Source organism: Thauera carbonicopians (genome assembly GCF_025699485.1).
GTDB lineage: Bacteria > Pseudomonadota > Gammaproteobacteria > Burkholderiales > Rhodocyclaceae > Thauera.
Genome location: NZ_JANUXN010000019.1, coordinates 16,111 through 31,387, shown reverse-complemented (window position 1 = coordinate 31,387; position 15,277 = coordinate 16,111). Strand labels below are relative to the sequence as shown.

Below are 15,277 nucleotides of genomic sequence, written 5' to 3'. Positions count from 1 at the left end.
GAAGCCGTACTGTTTTCTTCCTCCCCGGGGGCGGCAGGGGAGAGGGACGCCCGGTTAGGGACGCCCGGTTAGGGGTGCCCGGTTAGGGGTGCCCGGCCGGAGGGCGCCCGGCTCAGGAGCGGTGCCGTGCCTGGAACAGCGGTATCGGCGATAATCCTGCGCCTGATTTCCGCCCGCGAGCTTCGTGCTCCTGGCCGGCCGCTCCGGCCGAGTGCCCGGCCAGAGGCCCCCCTTTACCCGAGGACCCCGGATTCTACGCCATGTCCCCTCCGATCTCCCTGATGGTGCAGGGCACCACTTCCGATGCCGGCAAGAGCACGCTGGTCGCCGGGCTGGCGCGTGCGCTGCGCCGCCGTGGCCTGACCGTGGCACCGTTCAAGCCGCAGAACATGGCGCTGAATTCCGCCGTCACCGTCGACGGCGGCGAGATCGGCCGTGCCCAGGCGCTGCAGGCCGCTGCCGCCGGCGTCGAGCCGCATACCGACTTCAATCCGGTGCTGCTCAAGCCGTCCAGCGACATCGGCGCCCAGGTCATCATCCACGGCCGCGCGGTCGCCAACCTGTCGGCGCGCGACTACCACGCCTACAAGCCCACCGCGATGGCGGCGGTGCTGCAGAGCTGGGGCCGCCTGTGCGCGAAATACGATGCGCTGCTGGTCGAAGGCGCTGGCAGTCCGGCCGAGATCAACCTGCGCGACCGCGACATCGCCAACATGGGTTTTGCCGAGGCGGCGGACGTGCCGGTGGTGCTGGTGGCCGACATCGACCGCGGCGGCGTCTTCGCCCACCTGGTCGGCACCCTCGAGCTGCTGTCGCCGTCCGAGCAGGCGCGGGTACGGGGCTTCATCATCAACCGCTTCCGCGGCGACATCGGCCTGCTCCAGTCCGGCCTCGACTGGCTGGAGGCGCGTACCGGGCGCAAGGTGTTCGGTGTGCTGCCCTATCTGCACGGGCTGTTCCTCGACGCCGAGGATGCGCTGGCCGATGGCGCCGCCGACGTACGCGCCGGCGAGGGCGCGCTGCGCGTGGTGGCGCCGGTGTACCCGCGCATTTCCAACCATACCGACCTCGACGCGCTGCGCCTGCATCCGCAGGTCGATTTCCATTGGGTGGGGCCGGGGCAGAGGATTCCGCCGGCCGACCTGATCGTGCTGCCCGGCTCCAAGAGCGTGCGGTCCGACCTGGCCTGGCTGCGGACGCAAGGCTGGGAGGAGGCGATACGCCGTCACCTTCGTTATGGCGGCAAAGTCGTCGGCATCTGCGGCGGCTTCCAGATGCTGGGCCGGCAACTGGCCGATCCGCTGGGGCTGGAAGGCGCACCGGGGACGACGCCCGGGCTGGGCTGGCTGGAGATGGAAACGACGCTGGAAGCGCACAAGCAGCTCGTCAATGCCGCCGGCCGGCTCGATGCCGCGCTCGGCGGCGAAGCGCCGGTGCGCGGCTACGAAATTCACATGGGCGTGTCCGCCGGCCCGGCGCTGCGGCGGCCCGCACTGTGGCTGGACGGGGCGGAAGGCTGCCGTGCAGACGGCGCGCTGTCGGAAGACGGCCAGATTCTGGGCTCCTATCTGCACGGCCTGTTCGATGCGCCCGAGGCGCAGGCTGCGTTGCTGGCCTGGGCTGGCCTGAACGATGCGCAGCAGGTCGACCTGGCAGCGCGCCGCGAAGCCGACCTGGACCGCCTGGCCGACGCGGTCGAAGCCGCCTGCGACCTCGACGCCCTGTTCGATCACTCCCTGCCGAAATGAGCATGCCGATGAGTACCTCCGCGAATCCCGCTGGCAGCCGCCCGCACGGCGCCGAATCCTCCCCGCTCGGCCGCGCCGTCGCCTACCGCGACACTTACGCGCCCGAACTGCTGTTTCCGATCGAGCGGCAGTTGAAGCGCGACGAACTGGGGCTGAAGCCCGATGCGCTGCCTTTCGTCGGCGAAGACCTGTGGAACGCCTATGAACTGTCCTGGCTCGATCCGCGCGGCAAGCCGGTGGTGGCATTAGCGAGTTTTCGCGTGCCGGCGTCCTCGCCGCGGCTGATCGAGTCCAAGTCGCTGAAGCTCTATCTCAACGCCTTCAATCAGCAGCACTGCGCGGATGCGGACGAGGTGCGCGGCCTGATCGCGCGCGACCTCTCGGCCGCTGCCGGCGCCGAGGTGGGGGTGAGCGTCGAACCCTTGGCGCAGCGCCCGCAACGGACTTCGGCCTATCCGGACGGGATCTGCCTCGACGGTCTGGAGCTCGACATCGACACCTACCAGCCGGCGCCCGAGCAGTTGCGCGCCGGCGGTGAGGAGGTGACCGAAACCCTGTATTCCCACCTGCTGAAGTCGAACTGCCTGGTCACCGGCCAGCCCGACTGGGGCATGCTGGTGGTGCGCTACAGCGGACCGGCGATCGAGCGTGAAGGCCTGCTGCGCTACATCGTGTCCTTCCGCGGCCACAACGAATTCCACGAGCAATGCGTCGAACGCGTGTTCTGCGACCTGATGGCGCGCTGCAGGCCGCGCGAACTGGCGGTGTGGGCGCGTTACACGCGCAGGGGTGGACTCGACATAAACCCTTTCCGCGCCAGCCGCGAGGGCCTGCCGGCGGACGAACGCATGGAGGTCAGGCAGTAGCGCCGGATGTGGTTTTGATGTGAGTCAAATCCGCGGGTCGATTCTGTGAATTTCTTACGAAGATGCTGTTTTATGTGGGGATTTCGGGTAGGAATGGCTCAGGTGCTGGGTTAACATCGGGCCGCCCCCACAGGGCCAACACCATCAACGAGGAAATAAACATGAAACTGTTCGTCGCTGCCGCGGTTGCCGCGGGTCTTCTTTCGAGCGCGCCGGCCTTCGCCAGTGCCGACCTGGCCAAAGCCAAGAACTGTATGGCCTGTCATTCGGTGGAGAAGAAGCTGGTCGGCCCGTCCTACAAGGATGTCGCGGCCAAGTATGCCGGCCAGGCCGATGCCGCTGCCACGCTGGCCACCAAGATCCAGAAGGGCGGCGTGGGCAACTGGGGCCAGATTCCGATGCCCCCCAACCCGCAGGTCAATGACGCCGACGCCAAGGCGCTGGTGGAGTGGATCCTGTCGCAGAAGTGATCCCGCTTCCGGGATGATGGGTGCCGCCTGCAGGTGGCGCCCCGGCGCAGGCCGGCAGCGATGCCGGCTTTTTTGTGTCTACAGCGCCGGGAATCAGTGGCCGGCGAACAGCCGTGCCGGCTGTGCCAGCCATTCCAGTGCTTCGTGGGCCGGTGCCGGGCGCGCGAACCAGTAGCCCTGCATGACGTCGCAGCCCAGCAACTGCAGGGCTTCGGCCTGCTCGGGCTGTTCGACGCCTTCGGCGACGATGTCGAGTGCGAAGCCGCGGGCAATGCCGGTGATGGCCGAAATGATCGGATTGGTGCTCGGGCCGTCGAGGTCGCGGACGAAGCTGCGATCGATCTTCAGCGTGCTGACCGGAAATTTCTGCAGGTAGGCCAGCGCCGAGTACCCGGTGCCGAAGTCGTCGATGGCGACGCTGAGGCCGGCGCTGCGCAGTTCCCGGACCTTGGTGGCGACGTCGGCGGTGTCGTTCATCATCAGGCTCTCGGTGATCTCCAGCTCGATCTGGCCCGGCGGCAGCGCATGGCGGGTCAGGCAACTGGTGATCGAGCTGACGATGTCGCGCTTGTCGAAATCCAGCGGCGACAGGTTCACCGACATGCGCAGTTCCAGGTGGCCGGCGCTGCGCCACTGCGCCAACTGGGTGCAGGCTTCTTCCATGACCCAGCGGCTGATCTCGCCGATCATGCCCAGCTCCTCGGCGACCTGGATGAAAGTGTTGGGCGACAGGGAGCCGAGTACCGGGTGCCGCCATCTCAGCAGTGCTTCCATGCCGACGATCTGGCGGCGGGCGATGCTGACCTGGGGCTGGTAGTGCAGCTCGAACTCGCCGCGCAGCAGGGCGTTGCGCAAGTCGTTTTCCAGCGCGATGCGCTCGTGATGATGGGTGTTCAGCGTCGGGTCGAAGAAGCGGAAGGCATTCTTGCCCGAGCGCTTGACCTGGTACATGGCGATGTCGGCGTGGCGCGTCAGGTCTTCGGCCGTGGTGCCGTCGCGCGGGAACAGGGCGATGCCGATGCTCATGGTCGCGCGATATTCACCCTGGCTCAGCGTGATCGGCGCGGCAAGGGCGTCGAGGATCTTGGTGGCGATGGTTTCCGCGTCTTCGGGGACGTTGATGTCGGGCAGCAGGATCGTGAATTCGTCGCCGCCGAGCCGGGCCAGCGTGTCTCCGCGGCGCAGCGTGGTCGACAGGCGAGCCGCGATCGCGCGCAGCAGGGCGTCGCCTTCGGCGTGGCCGTAGGTGTCGTTGACCAGCTTGAAGCGGTCGATGTCGATGAACATCACCGCCAGGGCGCCGGTGCGGCGCTGGGCCTGCGCGATCGCCAGTTCGAGGCGGTCCTTGAACAGCACCCGGTTCGGCAGGTGCGTCAATTGGTCGTGATAGGCCTGGAAGGAGATGATCTCCTCGGCCCGCTTGCGTTCGGAGATGTCGCGGGCGACGCCGTAGAGCCCGGCGCTGCGGCCGTCGCCGGGCTGGGCCAGCATCGGCAGGCCGGTGAGCGAGACCGTGACGCAGTCGTCGATGCTGCTGCCGCGGCTGCGGCGCAGGCGCAGTTCGACGTTGAAGCTCTCGCCCGGCATCCGGCTGGGCTGATTGAGCAGGTTGCAGATCCGGTCGATGTCCTCGGGCATGACCAGGGTCGTGAACGGGCGCCGCATCAGTGCGTTGCGTTCGAAGCCGAGCAGGGGCTTGATGCGCGGGTTGATGTAGCTGAAGCGGCCTTCGGCATCGAGGGTGAAGATGAGGTCGGGTGAGCTTTCGACCAGGTAGCGGTGCAACTGCTCGGAGGCCCTGAGGCGCTGGCTCATCGCGCGGTTGGCCTTCTCGAGCGCGCCCTTGTGCAGCGTGCTTTCCACCGCGCGCTGCAACTGGGCGACGTGGTAGGGCTTGCGCACGTAGTCGTCGGCGCCGCGGCGCAGCGCACCGATCGCGGCATCGATGGCGTCTTCGCCGCTGATGATGATGACGGCTTCGTCGCGCCGGCGCTCGACCAGCCAGTCGAGCAGGGCGAGGCCGGAAGCGTCCGGCAACCGGTAGTCGAGCAGGATCAGGTCGTAATGCTGCTGCTCCAGCCGAACGATGGCTTCGGCGATGCTGCCCGTTTCGTCGAAGCTGCGGCCGGGGTGGGCGAGGACGTGCGGAAAGGTGCGCCGCAGCGCCGGATCATCATCGACGATCAGGATGCGGAAATCGGGTTCCACAGGGCCGAGGCTTTTTGTGGGCTGGAAAGGTTTATCGCCCGGAATCGACATGAGTCGCCAAAATTATGTCTAAATGTTATTTATCACAACATGATGCAATATTCAGGCCGATTGTTCCAGTGGCAGGAAGATCTGGAAGCTCGTGCCGTTGCCCGGCTGGCTCCGGCACAGGAGGGTTGCGCCCCAGTGTGACAGGATGTCGTGCACGATGTTGAGGCCGACGCCTTGATGCTTGCCGCCCTTCCGGCTGCGCTGCGGCGAGAACGGATCGACCATGCGTTCCGGCGGCAGGCCGGGGCCGTTGTCGACGAGACGGATTTCGAGGCTGGCGCGGCCATCGACGATGATCTGCGGCAACGCCGACACCACCAGGCGCCTGCCGGGCTGCAGCGCTTCGGAGGCGTTGCGGAACAGGTTGAGCAATACCTGCTTGAGCGCGGAGGCGGGAATCGCCGCTGGCGGAAGCTGCCCGGCCGTGCGCAGTTCGAACTGGATGCCGCGTTGGCCGAACAGCGTGTCGCCGTAGATCGAGCGCATGTCGAGCAGCAGCGCCGGTACCTGGCAGCGCGGCGTCTCGGGGGTTTCCTGCGGCAACGCGCTGGCGCTGCGCAGCAGGTTGTCGATGCGGTCCAGTTCGGTGTTGAGCAGCACCAGTTCGTCCTTCAGCGGCGTGTCGTCCGGGCGCTGGATGCCGAGCATTTCCAGCCGGCTCTTGATGATCGTCAGCGGATTGCTCGCTTCGTGCACGATCTTGCGCAGGTGATCGTGGAAGCGCTGGTGCAGCGCGGCTTCGCGGCCGCTGATTTCGCTCTGCGTCCGCTGCGCGGCACGCAGCGAACGCACTGCGGCGCCGAGCAGTGCGGCGTAGCGCCAGCAGAGATCGTTGTCGAGTTCGCCTTCATGGTCCACGCCGACCAGCGCCACCACGGCTTTGCCGTTGGTGGTGAGCGGCAGGCAGCAGAAACCTTCGAAGCCGAGCCAGCGGGCGATCTGCCAGTCGGCCAGGCTGCGTCCGCTGCGTCCGCCGTGCCGGACGAAGCGGGTAGTGTGCTCATTGCGCGCGCACAGTGCGACGACGCTGGCTTCGTCGTCCAGCCTGAGCCGCAGCTCGTCGATGAGCGCGGCGGCGCTGCCTGCCGTGGCGGGCAGCATGGGGCGCAGGATGCCGCCCTCGTCGGCCGCCAGCAGCGTGGGGACGCCGTGCAGGCCGAACAGTGGGCAGGCAATGGCGAGGCGGTCTTCGACCTGCGCCGGATCGAGGTCGACGAATGCCGCCGTCAGCAGGCCGAGCATGCCGGCGCTGCGGTAAGGGTCGTCGGCCAGTGCTACGGCCGCCGCCGGGCCGGTTGCTGCAGCATCCGCTGCTGCAGCGCCGGTTGCCGGGGCAGGTCGCGGCGGATAGGCGGCATGGCCGGAGACGATGTAGCCCACATCGGTGCGCAGGCTGCTCAACACCCCTTCGTGCAGTCCGGTCAGGCGGGCTGCTTCGGGCAGCCGCTCCTGCCATTGCGGGTCGGCCAGTTGCAGCGCCGCGGCGACGATGGGCAGCAAAGGGTGTGCGCTCGCGAGCTGCTCTTCCAGTACGGTGCCCAGTTCGAGCGCGTCGCCGAGGCTGGCGGGCAGGCCGCAGTCATGGACCAGCGCGGCCAGCGAAGGCATGTGCCGGGCCGGGGCGGCGGTTTTGCCGCCATCCGGCGAAGGGGGAGCGAAACCGTGCCACAACCCGGCCAGATAGGCTTCGTCGGGGCGGGCATAGCGTGTTTCGATCGCGAGATGCAGCGCGCATTCGGCCTGCAGCAAGGTTTGCTCGGATGCCGCCGCGTCATGGCCGGCCGCTTGCCCGATCCCCACCAGCCAGGCCCGCAGCAGGTCGATGCCGATGCGTTCGAGGCGCCGGCGCAGCACGCTGTTGAGCCCATCGGCGAGTTCGTCGCCGGCCAGCGGCTGGGCAATCAGCAGGGCGAGGCTCAGCACGGGATCGCGGGCGGCGACGAGGGCGACTTCCGGCCAGTTGGGCGAACTGGCCGCCAGCAGGCGCAGGATGGTCACCGCGCCGTCGGTTCGGGGCTGGCGTGCGAGAGTGCAGAATGCGGCGGGAAGCATGGGCGGCGAGGCGCGCGGTGGGTGTGGCTTGGGAGGATTTTAGCGGGTCGTGCCGGTCACGCATGTGACCGAGTTTGCAGCCGGGGTCAGGCTTCTCACGCCTGCAGGCTGTCGGCGAAGCCGAGGCCGGTCAGCAAGGCGTGGTTGACGCGCTCGCGGGGCAGGTGAAGGTCGTCGACCGCCTTGGCCAGGCCGCTGCCGTCGAAATTCTCGCACTGTTGCGCCAGCCGCAGGAAGGGGGCGAATTCACCCTCGCCATGCACCAGGGCATCGGTGATGCTGGCGGGCAGGTTCATTTCGTCGAGCACCGATTGCATCGAAGTGCCGAGCAGCAGCGGCAGCAGCGAGAACGCGCCGGTGATGAAGAGGTTGTCGCGCTCGGCGGCGTCGAAGTAGCCGGCGCCGATTTCTTCCATGAAGCGGCCGCGGGCGATCGCGGTCTGCATCATCGCCGGCGCGCTCGGGTCGCGGCTGGCGGTGACGAGCAGCAGCGACAGCCATTTGTTGAGCGTGGTATAGCCGAGGATGCTGACCGCGTGGCGGAAGGACTGGATCTCGCACATCAGGCCGAAACCGGCCGAATTGATGTAGCGCAGCAGCTTGTACGACAGCGCGACGTCCTGTTTCAGTACCGCTTCGATGTCGCGGATTTCGCCATTGTTGCGCACCAGGTTGAGCAGGCGAACGATCTGCGCATGGTTGGGCGACAGTTCCCGGGTGGGCGGGTTGCCGCGCAGGAAGAACCAGCCCGAGGCGCCGTCGAAGCCGGCGCCGATCGCCGGCGGGAAGGCGCCGGCGTCGGCCAGGCCCCAGGCCAGCTTGAGGCCGGGCGCGCCGACCGGGGAAGCGACGCGGCGCGCATCCATCAGCACGAATCGCCAGTCGATGCCGGCCGGCAGGGCGGTGCCGGGCGTATACCAGGTCAGGTTCATCGGCCGGCCGGTTTCCTGCAACTGGGCCATCAGCTCCTGCGTGTGCGGATGGCCCAGGGTCTGGGCTGGAATCTCGATCGTGGCGTTGTCCGGGATCTGCCAGTTCATCAGTTCCGCTGTCGGCACCAGGCGCCCGAGGCTGACGAAGACGGCGTGCTGAGCCGGCCAGGCTGCCGCCTGCGCGTTCAGCGCCTCGACCACCGCCGCGATGTTGGGGCCATGGGCGACGATGCGGTTGGCGGTGATGGCGTGGCGCTTGTTGACCACGGGTTCGCGGGTCAGCAGGACGGTCTGGCTCATTGCGGCTCCGGTGGGCGGCTCAGTTTGCCGGGCTGGCGAAGGTAAAGGCGTCGGCGAAGAAGGCGTCCTCGGGCAGGCCGCGCTCCGTATGGAAGCCCACCCGTGCCGCATCGATCATTGCCGGTGCGCCACAGGCGTAGACCTCGTGGCCCGACAGGTCGGCGAAGTCGTCCAGCACGGCCTGGTGCACCAGGCCGCGGCGGCCGTCCCAGGCGTCGCCGGGTTTTTCGTCCGACAGCACCGGAATGTAGCGCAGGTTCGGCAGGCGGCTTTCCCAGCTGCGCGCCAGTTCGTCCAGATACAGGCCGGCGCGGTCGCGCGAACCCCAGTACAGCGTGATCGGGCGCTGCAGGCCGGTCTCGATCGCATGTTCGACGATGCTCTTGATCGGCGCGAAGCCGGTGCCGCCCGCGACCATGACGATCGGGCGCGGCGAATCCTCGCGCAGCCAGAACGTGCCCAGCGGACCTTCCAGGCGCAGGATTTCCTTCTCCTTCATGCCCTCGAAGACGTGGGACGTGAAGCGGCCGCCGTCGATGCGGCGCACGTGCAGTTCGATGTGGCTGGCATCGTGCGGCGCGTTGGCGATCGAGAAGCTGCGGCGCTGGCCGTCGGTGAGCAGGATGTCGATATACTGGCCGGCCTTGAAGCGGAAGGCCTCGCTGGCCGGCAGCTTGAGGTCGAGCAGCATCACGTCGTCGGCCAGCCGCTGTAGCTTCTGCACCCGGCTGGGCAGCTTCCTGACCGGGATGTCGCCGGCGCGGGTGACGTTGCGCGCTTCCAGCACCAGGTCGGAAAGCGGCTTTGCACAGCAGAACAGCGCATAGCCCTCGGCCTGGTCGGCGGCGCTCAGCGCGCCGGCGGAGTATTTGCCGTAATCCACCGAGCCCTGCACGATCCTGCCCTTGCAGGCGCCACAGGCGCCGTCGCGGCAACTGTGCGGCAGCAGCAGGCCGGCGTCCTGGGCGGCTTCGAGAACGGTCTGGCTGTCGGCGGCGTCGAACGAATGGTCGCCGGGCTGGAGGGAAATCCGGTAGCTCATGGTGCGTGTGATAATGACGGGATGAAAAGAGTCCTGATCGTCGGCAGTGGCGATGTTGCCGCCCGCTGCTTGCCGTGGTTGACGCAGCGCTTTCGTGTTCTCGCCCTCGTACGCCATGCCGATGCGGCCGACGCGCTGCGTATTGCGGGCGCGGTGCCGGTACGGGCCGATCTCGACGACCGCAGGAGTCTGATCCGGCTGGCCGGGCTTGCCGATGTCGTATTGTACTTCGCTCCGCCGCCTGCGCAGGGGGCCATCGACACCCGGATGAAACGCTTCCTGGCCGCGTCCGGAGCGGGCCGGAGTCTACCACAGGGCCTCGTATACATAAGTACGACAGGGGTTTACGGCGACTGCGGCGGCGCCTTCGTCGACGAGACGCGGCCCTGTCGCGCCAGCACCGCGCGGGCATTGCGGCGGGTCGATGCTGAGCGCCGGCTGCGCCGCTTCGGGCGCCGCAACGGCGTGCGCGTCAGCGTGCTGCGGGCGCCCGGCATCTACGCTGCAGACCGCCTGCCGCTCGAACGCCTGCGGCGCGGCGACCCGGTGCTCGCAGCGGCAGACGACGTCTTCACCAACCACATCCATGCCGACGACCTTGCCCGGCTGGCCTGCATGGCGATGTTCCGTGCCGGCGCCGGCCGTGTGTATAACGCCAGCGACGACTCCGGCCTGAAGATGGGCGAGTATTTCGACGCGGTGGCCGACGCGCTGGGGCTGCCGCGTCCGCCGCGGCTGCCGCGCGAGCAGATCGTCCAGCGGCTGTCGCCGCTGACGCTGTCCTTCATGGGCGAATCGCGCCGGCTCGACAACCACCGCATCAAGCGGGAACTGCGCACGGCGCTGCGCTACTCGACGGTGGCGGACGGACTGCGCGCCCTGCCGGGCCGGCGCTGAGCCGTCGCTTCCGTCTTCTTTTTTCCATCATCCGGATTTGTAGCCATGCTGACCATCAAGGCCTTGCACATCATCTTCGTCGTGAGCTGGTTCGCCGGCCTGTTCTACCTGCCGCGCCTGTTCGTCAATCACGCCATGGTCGAGGACGCCGCCACCCGCGAGCGCCTGGCGATGATGGAAATGAAGCTCTACCGTTTCATGACGCCGCTGGGCATCCTCGCCGTGGTGCTGGGTTTCTGGCTGTGGTTCGGCTACGGCTTCGCGGGTGGCTGGCTTCACGTCAAGACCCTGCTCGTCGTCTTCCTGATCGGCTACCACCTCTACTGTGGCCGCCTGCTGCGCGCCTTCGCCGAGGGCCGCAACACCCGCAGCCACGTGTGGTTCCGGGTGTTCAACGAGATTCCGGTGCTCGTTCTCTTCGTCGTGGTCTTCCTCGTCGTGCTCAAGCCGTTCTGAGCGAGCACGCCGCGGAATCTCCATCGGCCCGCGAGATTGCTGCACCCGTGCCGGGCGGCTATGCTTGATGGCGTGAAACCCTGATGTGCGGCGAGGAAAACCATGAGCCTGCCCCAGCCCAAGATGCCTTTCGGGCCAGACGATTACCTGGCCTGGGAAAGCGAACAGCCTTTCCGCAGCGAATACGTGGACGGCGAAGTGTTCGCCATGGGCGGTGCTTCCGACGCGCATGGCACGGTGGCGGGAAACCTGTTTGCCAGCTTGCATGCTCTTTTGCGTGGCAAGCCCTGCAAGACCTTCATCTCCGACATGAAGGTCCATGTCGAAGCAGCAAACAGCTTTTACTACCCGGACATCCTCGTCACCTGCGACCCGCGCGACCGCACGCCCGAGGCAAGCCACGTCAAGCGCCACCCGGTGCTGGTCGTCGAAGTGCTGTCGCCCAGCACTGAAGCCTACGACCGTGGCGACAAGTTCGCTGCTTACCGCACGCTGCCCTCATTGCAGGAGTACGTGCTGGTTTCGGCGGAGCAGCGCCGCGTCGAAGTTTTCCGCCGCGATGCCACCGGGCACTGGGTGCTCTATCCGTTTGCGGCGGATGAAGAGTTGGAACTGGCCAGCGTCGACTTCCGCTGCCCGGTGGCCGAGGTATTCGAAGGCGTGGAGGGGGCTTAGGCTCGCGTTGCCCTTCAGGCCGGCTGCCGCTCTTCCAGAATCTTGAAGAACACCGTCTCCAGCGACACCGCCGGCTTCACCGTCACCAGCCGGCCGCCGGCGGTCTGCAGGCGAGCGAGGAAGGCGGGCAGGGCGGATTCGTCCAGTTCCTGTTCGTACTCGCCTTCGCGGATCACCGCGTGTTCGCCGTCGAGCGGCGCATTGGCCTGGTAGCGGACGATGAAGCGGTCGGCGCGTTCGCTGACCAGGTCGCGCGGCGAGCGCGTGGTCAGCAACTCGCCCTGGTGGATGAAGCCGAAGCGGTCGGCGATGCGCTCGACGTCGTGCAGCACGTGCGAAGTGAAGAAGATCGCGCCGCCTTCGCGCTTGTAGTCGGCGAGGATGTCCACCACGTCCTTGCGCCCCACCGGGTCCAGGCCCGACAGCGGTTCGTCCAGCACCAGCAGGCGCGGTTCGACGACCAGCGCATGGGCCAGCGCCACCCGCTGCACGTTGCCCTTCGACAGCTCGCGGATGCGGCGCCGGGCGTTCTGCGCCACCGAAAAGCGTTCCAGCCACTGCATGCACCAGGCCTCGGCATCCGCGCGGCGGATGTCGTACATGTCCAGCGCCATGCGCAGGATCTCCATCGGCGTGAATTGCTCGTACAGCGCGGGCGATTCCGGCACGTAGGCGATGCCCTTGCGCGAAGCCGCCTCGCGCGCCGACACGCCGTACAACTTCACTTCGCCTTCGTAGTCGTTGATGACGTCGAGCATCACCTTGATCGTGGTCGACTTGCCTGCGCCGTTTGGGCCGACGAAGCCGAAGACCTCGCCTTCGCTGACGTCGAAGCTGACGTCGCGCAGGGCCTGCACGGTCTTGCCGCGCGAATGGAAAGTCTTGCTGACGGAGCGGAATTCGAGAGCGGAGGTCATGGGTGGTTTCCTTGGCTACTTTACATGTCCAGCGATTCGAAATCGAACGAAAGCTGGCGATGGTGACGGATGGCGAGCAGATGCACGGTATCGCCGATGTGTGCATACAGCACCAGATGCTGTGCCGTCACGTATTCCCGCAGGCTGGCCGCGGGGTCCAGCTTTTCGAGTTGTGAGACGAGCCGCTCGAGCTGTGAGGCCGCTTCGACGGATTGCGCAGGGCGGGCGAGGAAATCGCGGCCCATGCCCGGGTGCCGCTCGAGGTTCGGAATCACCACGTCGTGCAGGGTATCGAGGAGCGTATCGAAATGCCCGGACGCATCGGTCTCATCCAGGAAGCCTTCGATGGCTCCGAGATGAAACTCGAAGCTTCGGGTGACGAGGACGGCAGCGATCCTGCTCATCCCTTGGCGCGGCGTGTCTTGAAATCGGCGATTGCCGTGCGGGCGTCCCGGCTGCGGCCCTCGGCAACGTCTCGCAAGCCGCTTGCGGCATCGTCGATCAGCAGCATGTGGATGTGCGCGCGTTCGAGCCGATGGTAGTGATCCAGGCGTTGCGCATCGATCAGTGCGACATAGCTCTCACCATTCTTGGTGATGATCTTCTCCGCGCCTGCCTTGACCTGATCCGCCAGTTCCGACAACTGGGCGCGGGCGGTGGTCAGCGAAACGATGTCTCGTGCGGTGATGGTCATGATGGTGGCTGTACAGAGTTGACGCCTTAATTCTAGCCTGAAGGCAAGCACTCGGTAGCAAATCCAGGTTGCCGCCAAGAGAAGGTCGGCGATGCCGGTAGCTTGGGCGGGTGCCTCGTTCTGTGGCAAGGACGGTTTGGATACCCCTTGCCTACGGCCTTTCCAGCCCGGCAATCTTCAGCTCCCGCAAGCGGAAGCGCCCCTCGGCGAACTCATAGCCGATGCGCAGCGGATCGTCCGGAAAGGCGTTCAGCTCGCCGCTGTCGATCAGTGCCTGTGGGTTGGTCAGCGCCTGGCCGAAGCGCGCCTCGTAGCGCTGCTGGGCGGCGCGCAGCGCCATCAGGCCCTGCAGCCGGGCGATGCGCTTGTCGAGCATGCCCTGCAGTTTGGGGTCATTCGTCTGGGCGCGCTCGCGCTGCAGGAATTCCAGCGCCGCGCTGTCGTCCTTCAACTCGCCTGCGGCCAGCATGATGGCGAACTTGCGAAAGCCGGCCGCGTTGTCGGTGGCGCGCTCGGCAGCAGTCTCCAGTGCAGCGCGGGCACCGTCGACGTCGTGCAGGAAGAAATACTGGTTGAAGCCGTAGAAGAAAGGCGGGACCTCGTCCCAGAAGCGGCAATCGGTCGCGCGCTTGAGCAAGTCGTTGCCTTCGGCCACTGCGCCGCCCCAGGTCAGCAATGCGTTGCCTTGGTAGTAGTTGTCCTCGTGGCAGGGATTCAACTGCGCCACCACGCGCCGCGCACGGATGGCGAAGGACGCATTGGCTTCCGCCGCCTCGGGCGCGTCACTGGCGGTGGCGACGGCGCGGATCGACTCGAAGTTCGCCGCCAGGAAGCGGTCACCGCCGGTCAGCAGCAACTGCACCGGCGCCGACAGCACCACACGGTCGAACACTTCGGCCGATGGTGTGGCATTGACGAGCGGGCGCGTTGCCCAGATCGTGGCAAACAGGCCGAAGCCGGCCACCGCGACCGCCAGCGGAGCGAGGTTCCTCCGATCCATCATGCGAACTTCTTGCGGTTCAGCGCCCATACCGACAGCCCCAGCAGCGCCGCTGCATAAGCCAGCGCCGACACCACGCGCAGCGCCCAGTCCTCGGGCAGGAACTGCCACTGGCCGTAGAGCGAGATCATCCGCACATCCAGCGCGGCCAGATCAGGCAGCAGATAGCCGAGCAGGCTCAGCGACGACTGGTAGCTGTCGGCATGGCCGACCAGCGTGCTGTCGCGGGTCAGCAGCGCGACGATGGCGGAATAGGAGCGCGCCACCAGCATGAAGCCGAGGGTGCCGATCAGGACGAAGCTGGGCGTGGTGGTGGTGACGGCGATCAGGGTGCCGATGGCGAGCACGACCAGCAGGTCGAGTGCGATGAAAGCGAGGGTGACGAGGTAGGACAGGCCGAGATCGGGGGGTGTGGACTGGGCGTAGCCGTGGGCGATCCAGGTGGTCAGGCCGGCGAGCAAAACACCGAGTACGGCGAGCAGGCCGAGCATCAGCAGCGCGATGGCGGCGACGCGGCCGAGCAGGAACTGGTGGCGAGGGCGCGGGTAGGTCAGGGAAGTCAGATAGAGCTTGCGGTCGAACTCGCGGGAGAGGAGTTCCTGGAGGAGGAGGATGGCTATGATCGGAAGTGCCAGTCGAATCGTGGTGAGCCCGACATCGAGTGCTGTGGTAACTGGTTGACGGGCGCTGAATTGGGCTGCTAGTACTGCGCAGGCAACAACTATCAAGATTATCCAGAGAGCGAAAAATGCAACGCGTGCCCGGAGGGCAATGCGAAACCCGGCATAGACCTTCGGTCGGAATTTCATTTTGAAGTAGGCTTATCGAAACGATTATTTTGAGTAGCCGGACTATTCTGAAAATATCGATACATAGATATGAAAAAGCCAAAACCAAGCCCTGCGTGTAGATACCGCAATGGCTTGGTTTCGATGGACTAAAGCCTAAATGCTCGGCCAGCAGAATACA

15 protein-coding genes are annotated in these 15,277 nt (G+C 66.6%); 6 read left to right on the top strand and 9 right to left on the bottom strand.

The window, feature by feature from the left end:
• The first annotated feature begins 260 nt into the window (after positions 1–260).
• The 3 genes from NX068_RS17935 to NX068_RS17925 all read left to right on the top strand — a co-directional run bounded on the left by NX068_RS17935 (position 261) and on the right by NX068_RS17925 (position 3,084).
• Positions 261–1,748 carry a cobyric acid synthase gene (locus tag NX068_RS17935; protein WP_263462631.1) on the top strand — a complete coding sequence of 496 codons (1,488 nt, stop codon included), beginning with the start codon at positions 261–263 and terminating at the stop codon, positions 1,746–1,748.
• 8 nt (positions 1,749–1,756) lie between these two features.
• Positions 1,757–2,614, top strand: coding sequence for an NADPH-dependent 7-cyano-7-deazaguanine reductase QueF (gene queF / locus NX068_RS17930; RefSeq protein WP_263462630.1), 858 nt, complete (start codon positions 1,757–1,759; stop codon positions 2,612–2,614).
• Between the two features lie 161 nt (positions 2,615–2,775).
• The gene (locus NX068_RS17925) at positions 2,776–3,084 is read left to right on the top strand and encodes a c-type cytochrome (protein ID WP_263462629.1); all 309 of its coding nucleotides are present in this window, start codon (positions 2,776–2,778) and stop codon (positions 3,082–3,084) included.
• 93 nt (positions 3,085–3,177) lie between these two features.
• Here the strand turns inward: NX068_RS17925 and NX068_RS17920 are convergent, their stop codons facing one another.
• From NX068_RS17920 to NX068_RS17905, 4 genes are all read right to left on the bottom strand, one after another.
• The gene (locus NX068_RS17920) at positions 3,178–5,343 is read right to left on the bottom strand and encodes an EAL domain-containing response regulator (RefSeq protein WP_263462628.1); all 2,166 of its coding nucleotides are present in this window, start codon (positions 5,341–5,343) and stop codon (positions 3,178–3,180) included.
• 51 nt (positions 5,344–5,394) lie between these two features.
• Complete coding sequence (locus NX068_RS17915) at positions 5,395–7,395, bottom strand: ATP-binding protein (protein WP_263462627.1); 2,001 nt, start codon at positions 7,393–7,395, stop codon at positions 5,395–5,397.
• A gap of 95 nt (positions 7,396–7,490) precedes the next feature.
• Positions 7,491–8,627 (bottom strand): EAL and HDOD domain-containing protein, encoded by a 1,137-nt coding sequence (locus tag NX068_RS17910; protein ID WP_263462626.1) that lies wholly within the window; start codon positions 8,625–8,627, stop codon positions 7,491–7,493.
• A gap of 19 nt (positions 8,628–8,646) precedes the next feature.
• Positions 8,647–9,669, bottom strand: a complete 1,023-nt coding sequence (locus tag NX068_RS17905) for a CDP-6-deoxy-delta-3,4-glucoseen reductase (RefSeq protein ID WP_263462625.1) — start codon at positions 9,667–9,669, stop codon at positions 8,647–8,649.
• Positions 9,670–9,690: 21 nt separating this feature from the next.
• On the opposite strand from NX068_RS17905, the gene NX068_RS17900 reads away from it, so the two are divergent.
• The 3 genes from NX068_RS17900 (at position 9,691) to NX068_RS17890 (ending at position 11,697) form a co-directional block, all read left to right on the top strand.
• Positions 9,691–10,566, top strand: coding sequence for an NAD-dependent epimerase/dehydratase family protein (locus tag NX068_RS17900; RefSeq protein WP_263462624.1), 876 nt, complete (start codon positions 9,691–9,693; stop codon positions 10,564–10,566).
• A 45-nt stretch (positions 10,567–10,611) separates the two neighbouring features.
• Entirely contained in the window at positions 10,612–11,022 is a 411-nt protein-coding gene (locus tag NX068_RS17895; protein WP_263462623.1) for a CopD family protein, read from the top strand.
• Between the two features lie 102 nt (positions 11,023–11,124).
• Positions 11,125–11,697 carry a Uma2 family endonuclease gene (locus tag NX068_RS17890; protein ID WP_263462622.1) on the top strand — a complete coding sequence of 191 codons (573 nt, stop codon included), beginning with the start codon at positions 11,125–11,127 and terminating at the stop codon, positions 11,695–11,697.
• Positions 11,698–11,711: 14 nt separating this feature from the next.
• Here NX068_RS17890 and NX068_RS17885 read toward each other — a convergent pair whose 3' ends face one another.
• From NX068_RS17885 to NX068_RS17865, 5 genes are all read right to left on the bottom strand, one after another.
• Positions 11,712–12,614, bottom strand: a complete 903-nt coding sequence (locus tag NX068_RS17885) for an ABC transporter ATP-binding protein (protein WP_263462621.1) — start codon at positions 12,612–12,614, stop codon at positions 11,712–11,714.
• A gap of 20 nt (positions 12,615–12,634) precedes the next feature.
• A complete protein-coding gene (locus NX068_RS17880) occupies positions 12,635–13,018 on the bottom strand; it encodes a type II toxin-antitoxin system RelE/ParE family toxin (RefSeq protein ID WP_263462620.1) in 384 nt (127 codons plus the stop codon).
• Positions 13,015–13,308: a type II toxin-antitoxin system Phd/YefM family antitoxin gene (locus NX068_RS17875; RefSeq protein ID WP_263462619.1), complete on the bottom strand. Its 294-nt coding sequence runs from the start codon at positions 13,306–13,308 to the stop codon at positions 13,015–13,017. The genes NX068_RS17880 and NX068_RS17875 overlap by 4 nt, the downstream gene beginning before the upstream one ends.
• 151 nt (positions 13,309–13,459) lie before the next feature.
• The gene (locus tag NX068_RS17870; RefSeq protein WP_263462618.1) at positions 13,460–14,311 is read right to left on the bottom strand and encodes a hypothetical protein; all 852 of its coding nucleotides are present in this window, start codon (positions 14,309–14,311) and stop codon (positions 13,460–13,462) included.
• Positions 14,308–15,036: a hypothetical protein gene (locus tag NX068_RS17865; RefSeq protein WP_263462617.1), complete on the bottom strand. Its 729-nt coding sequence runs from the start codon at positions 15,034–15,036 to the stop codon at positions 14,308–14,310. The genes NX068_RS17870 and NX068_RS17865 overlap by 4 nt, the downstream gene beginning before the upstream one ends.
• Between the last annotated feature and the right edge of the window lie 241 nt (positions 15,037–15,277).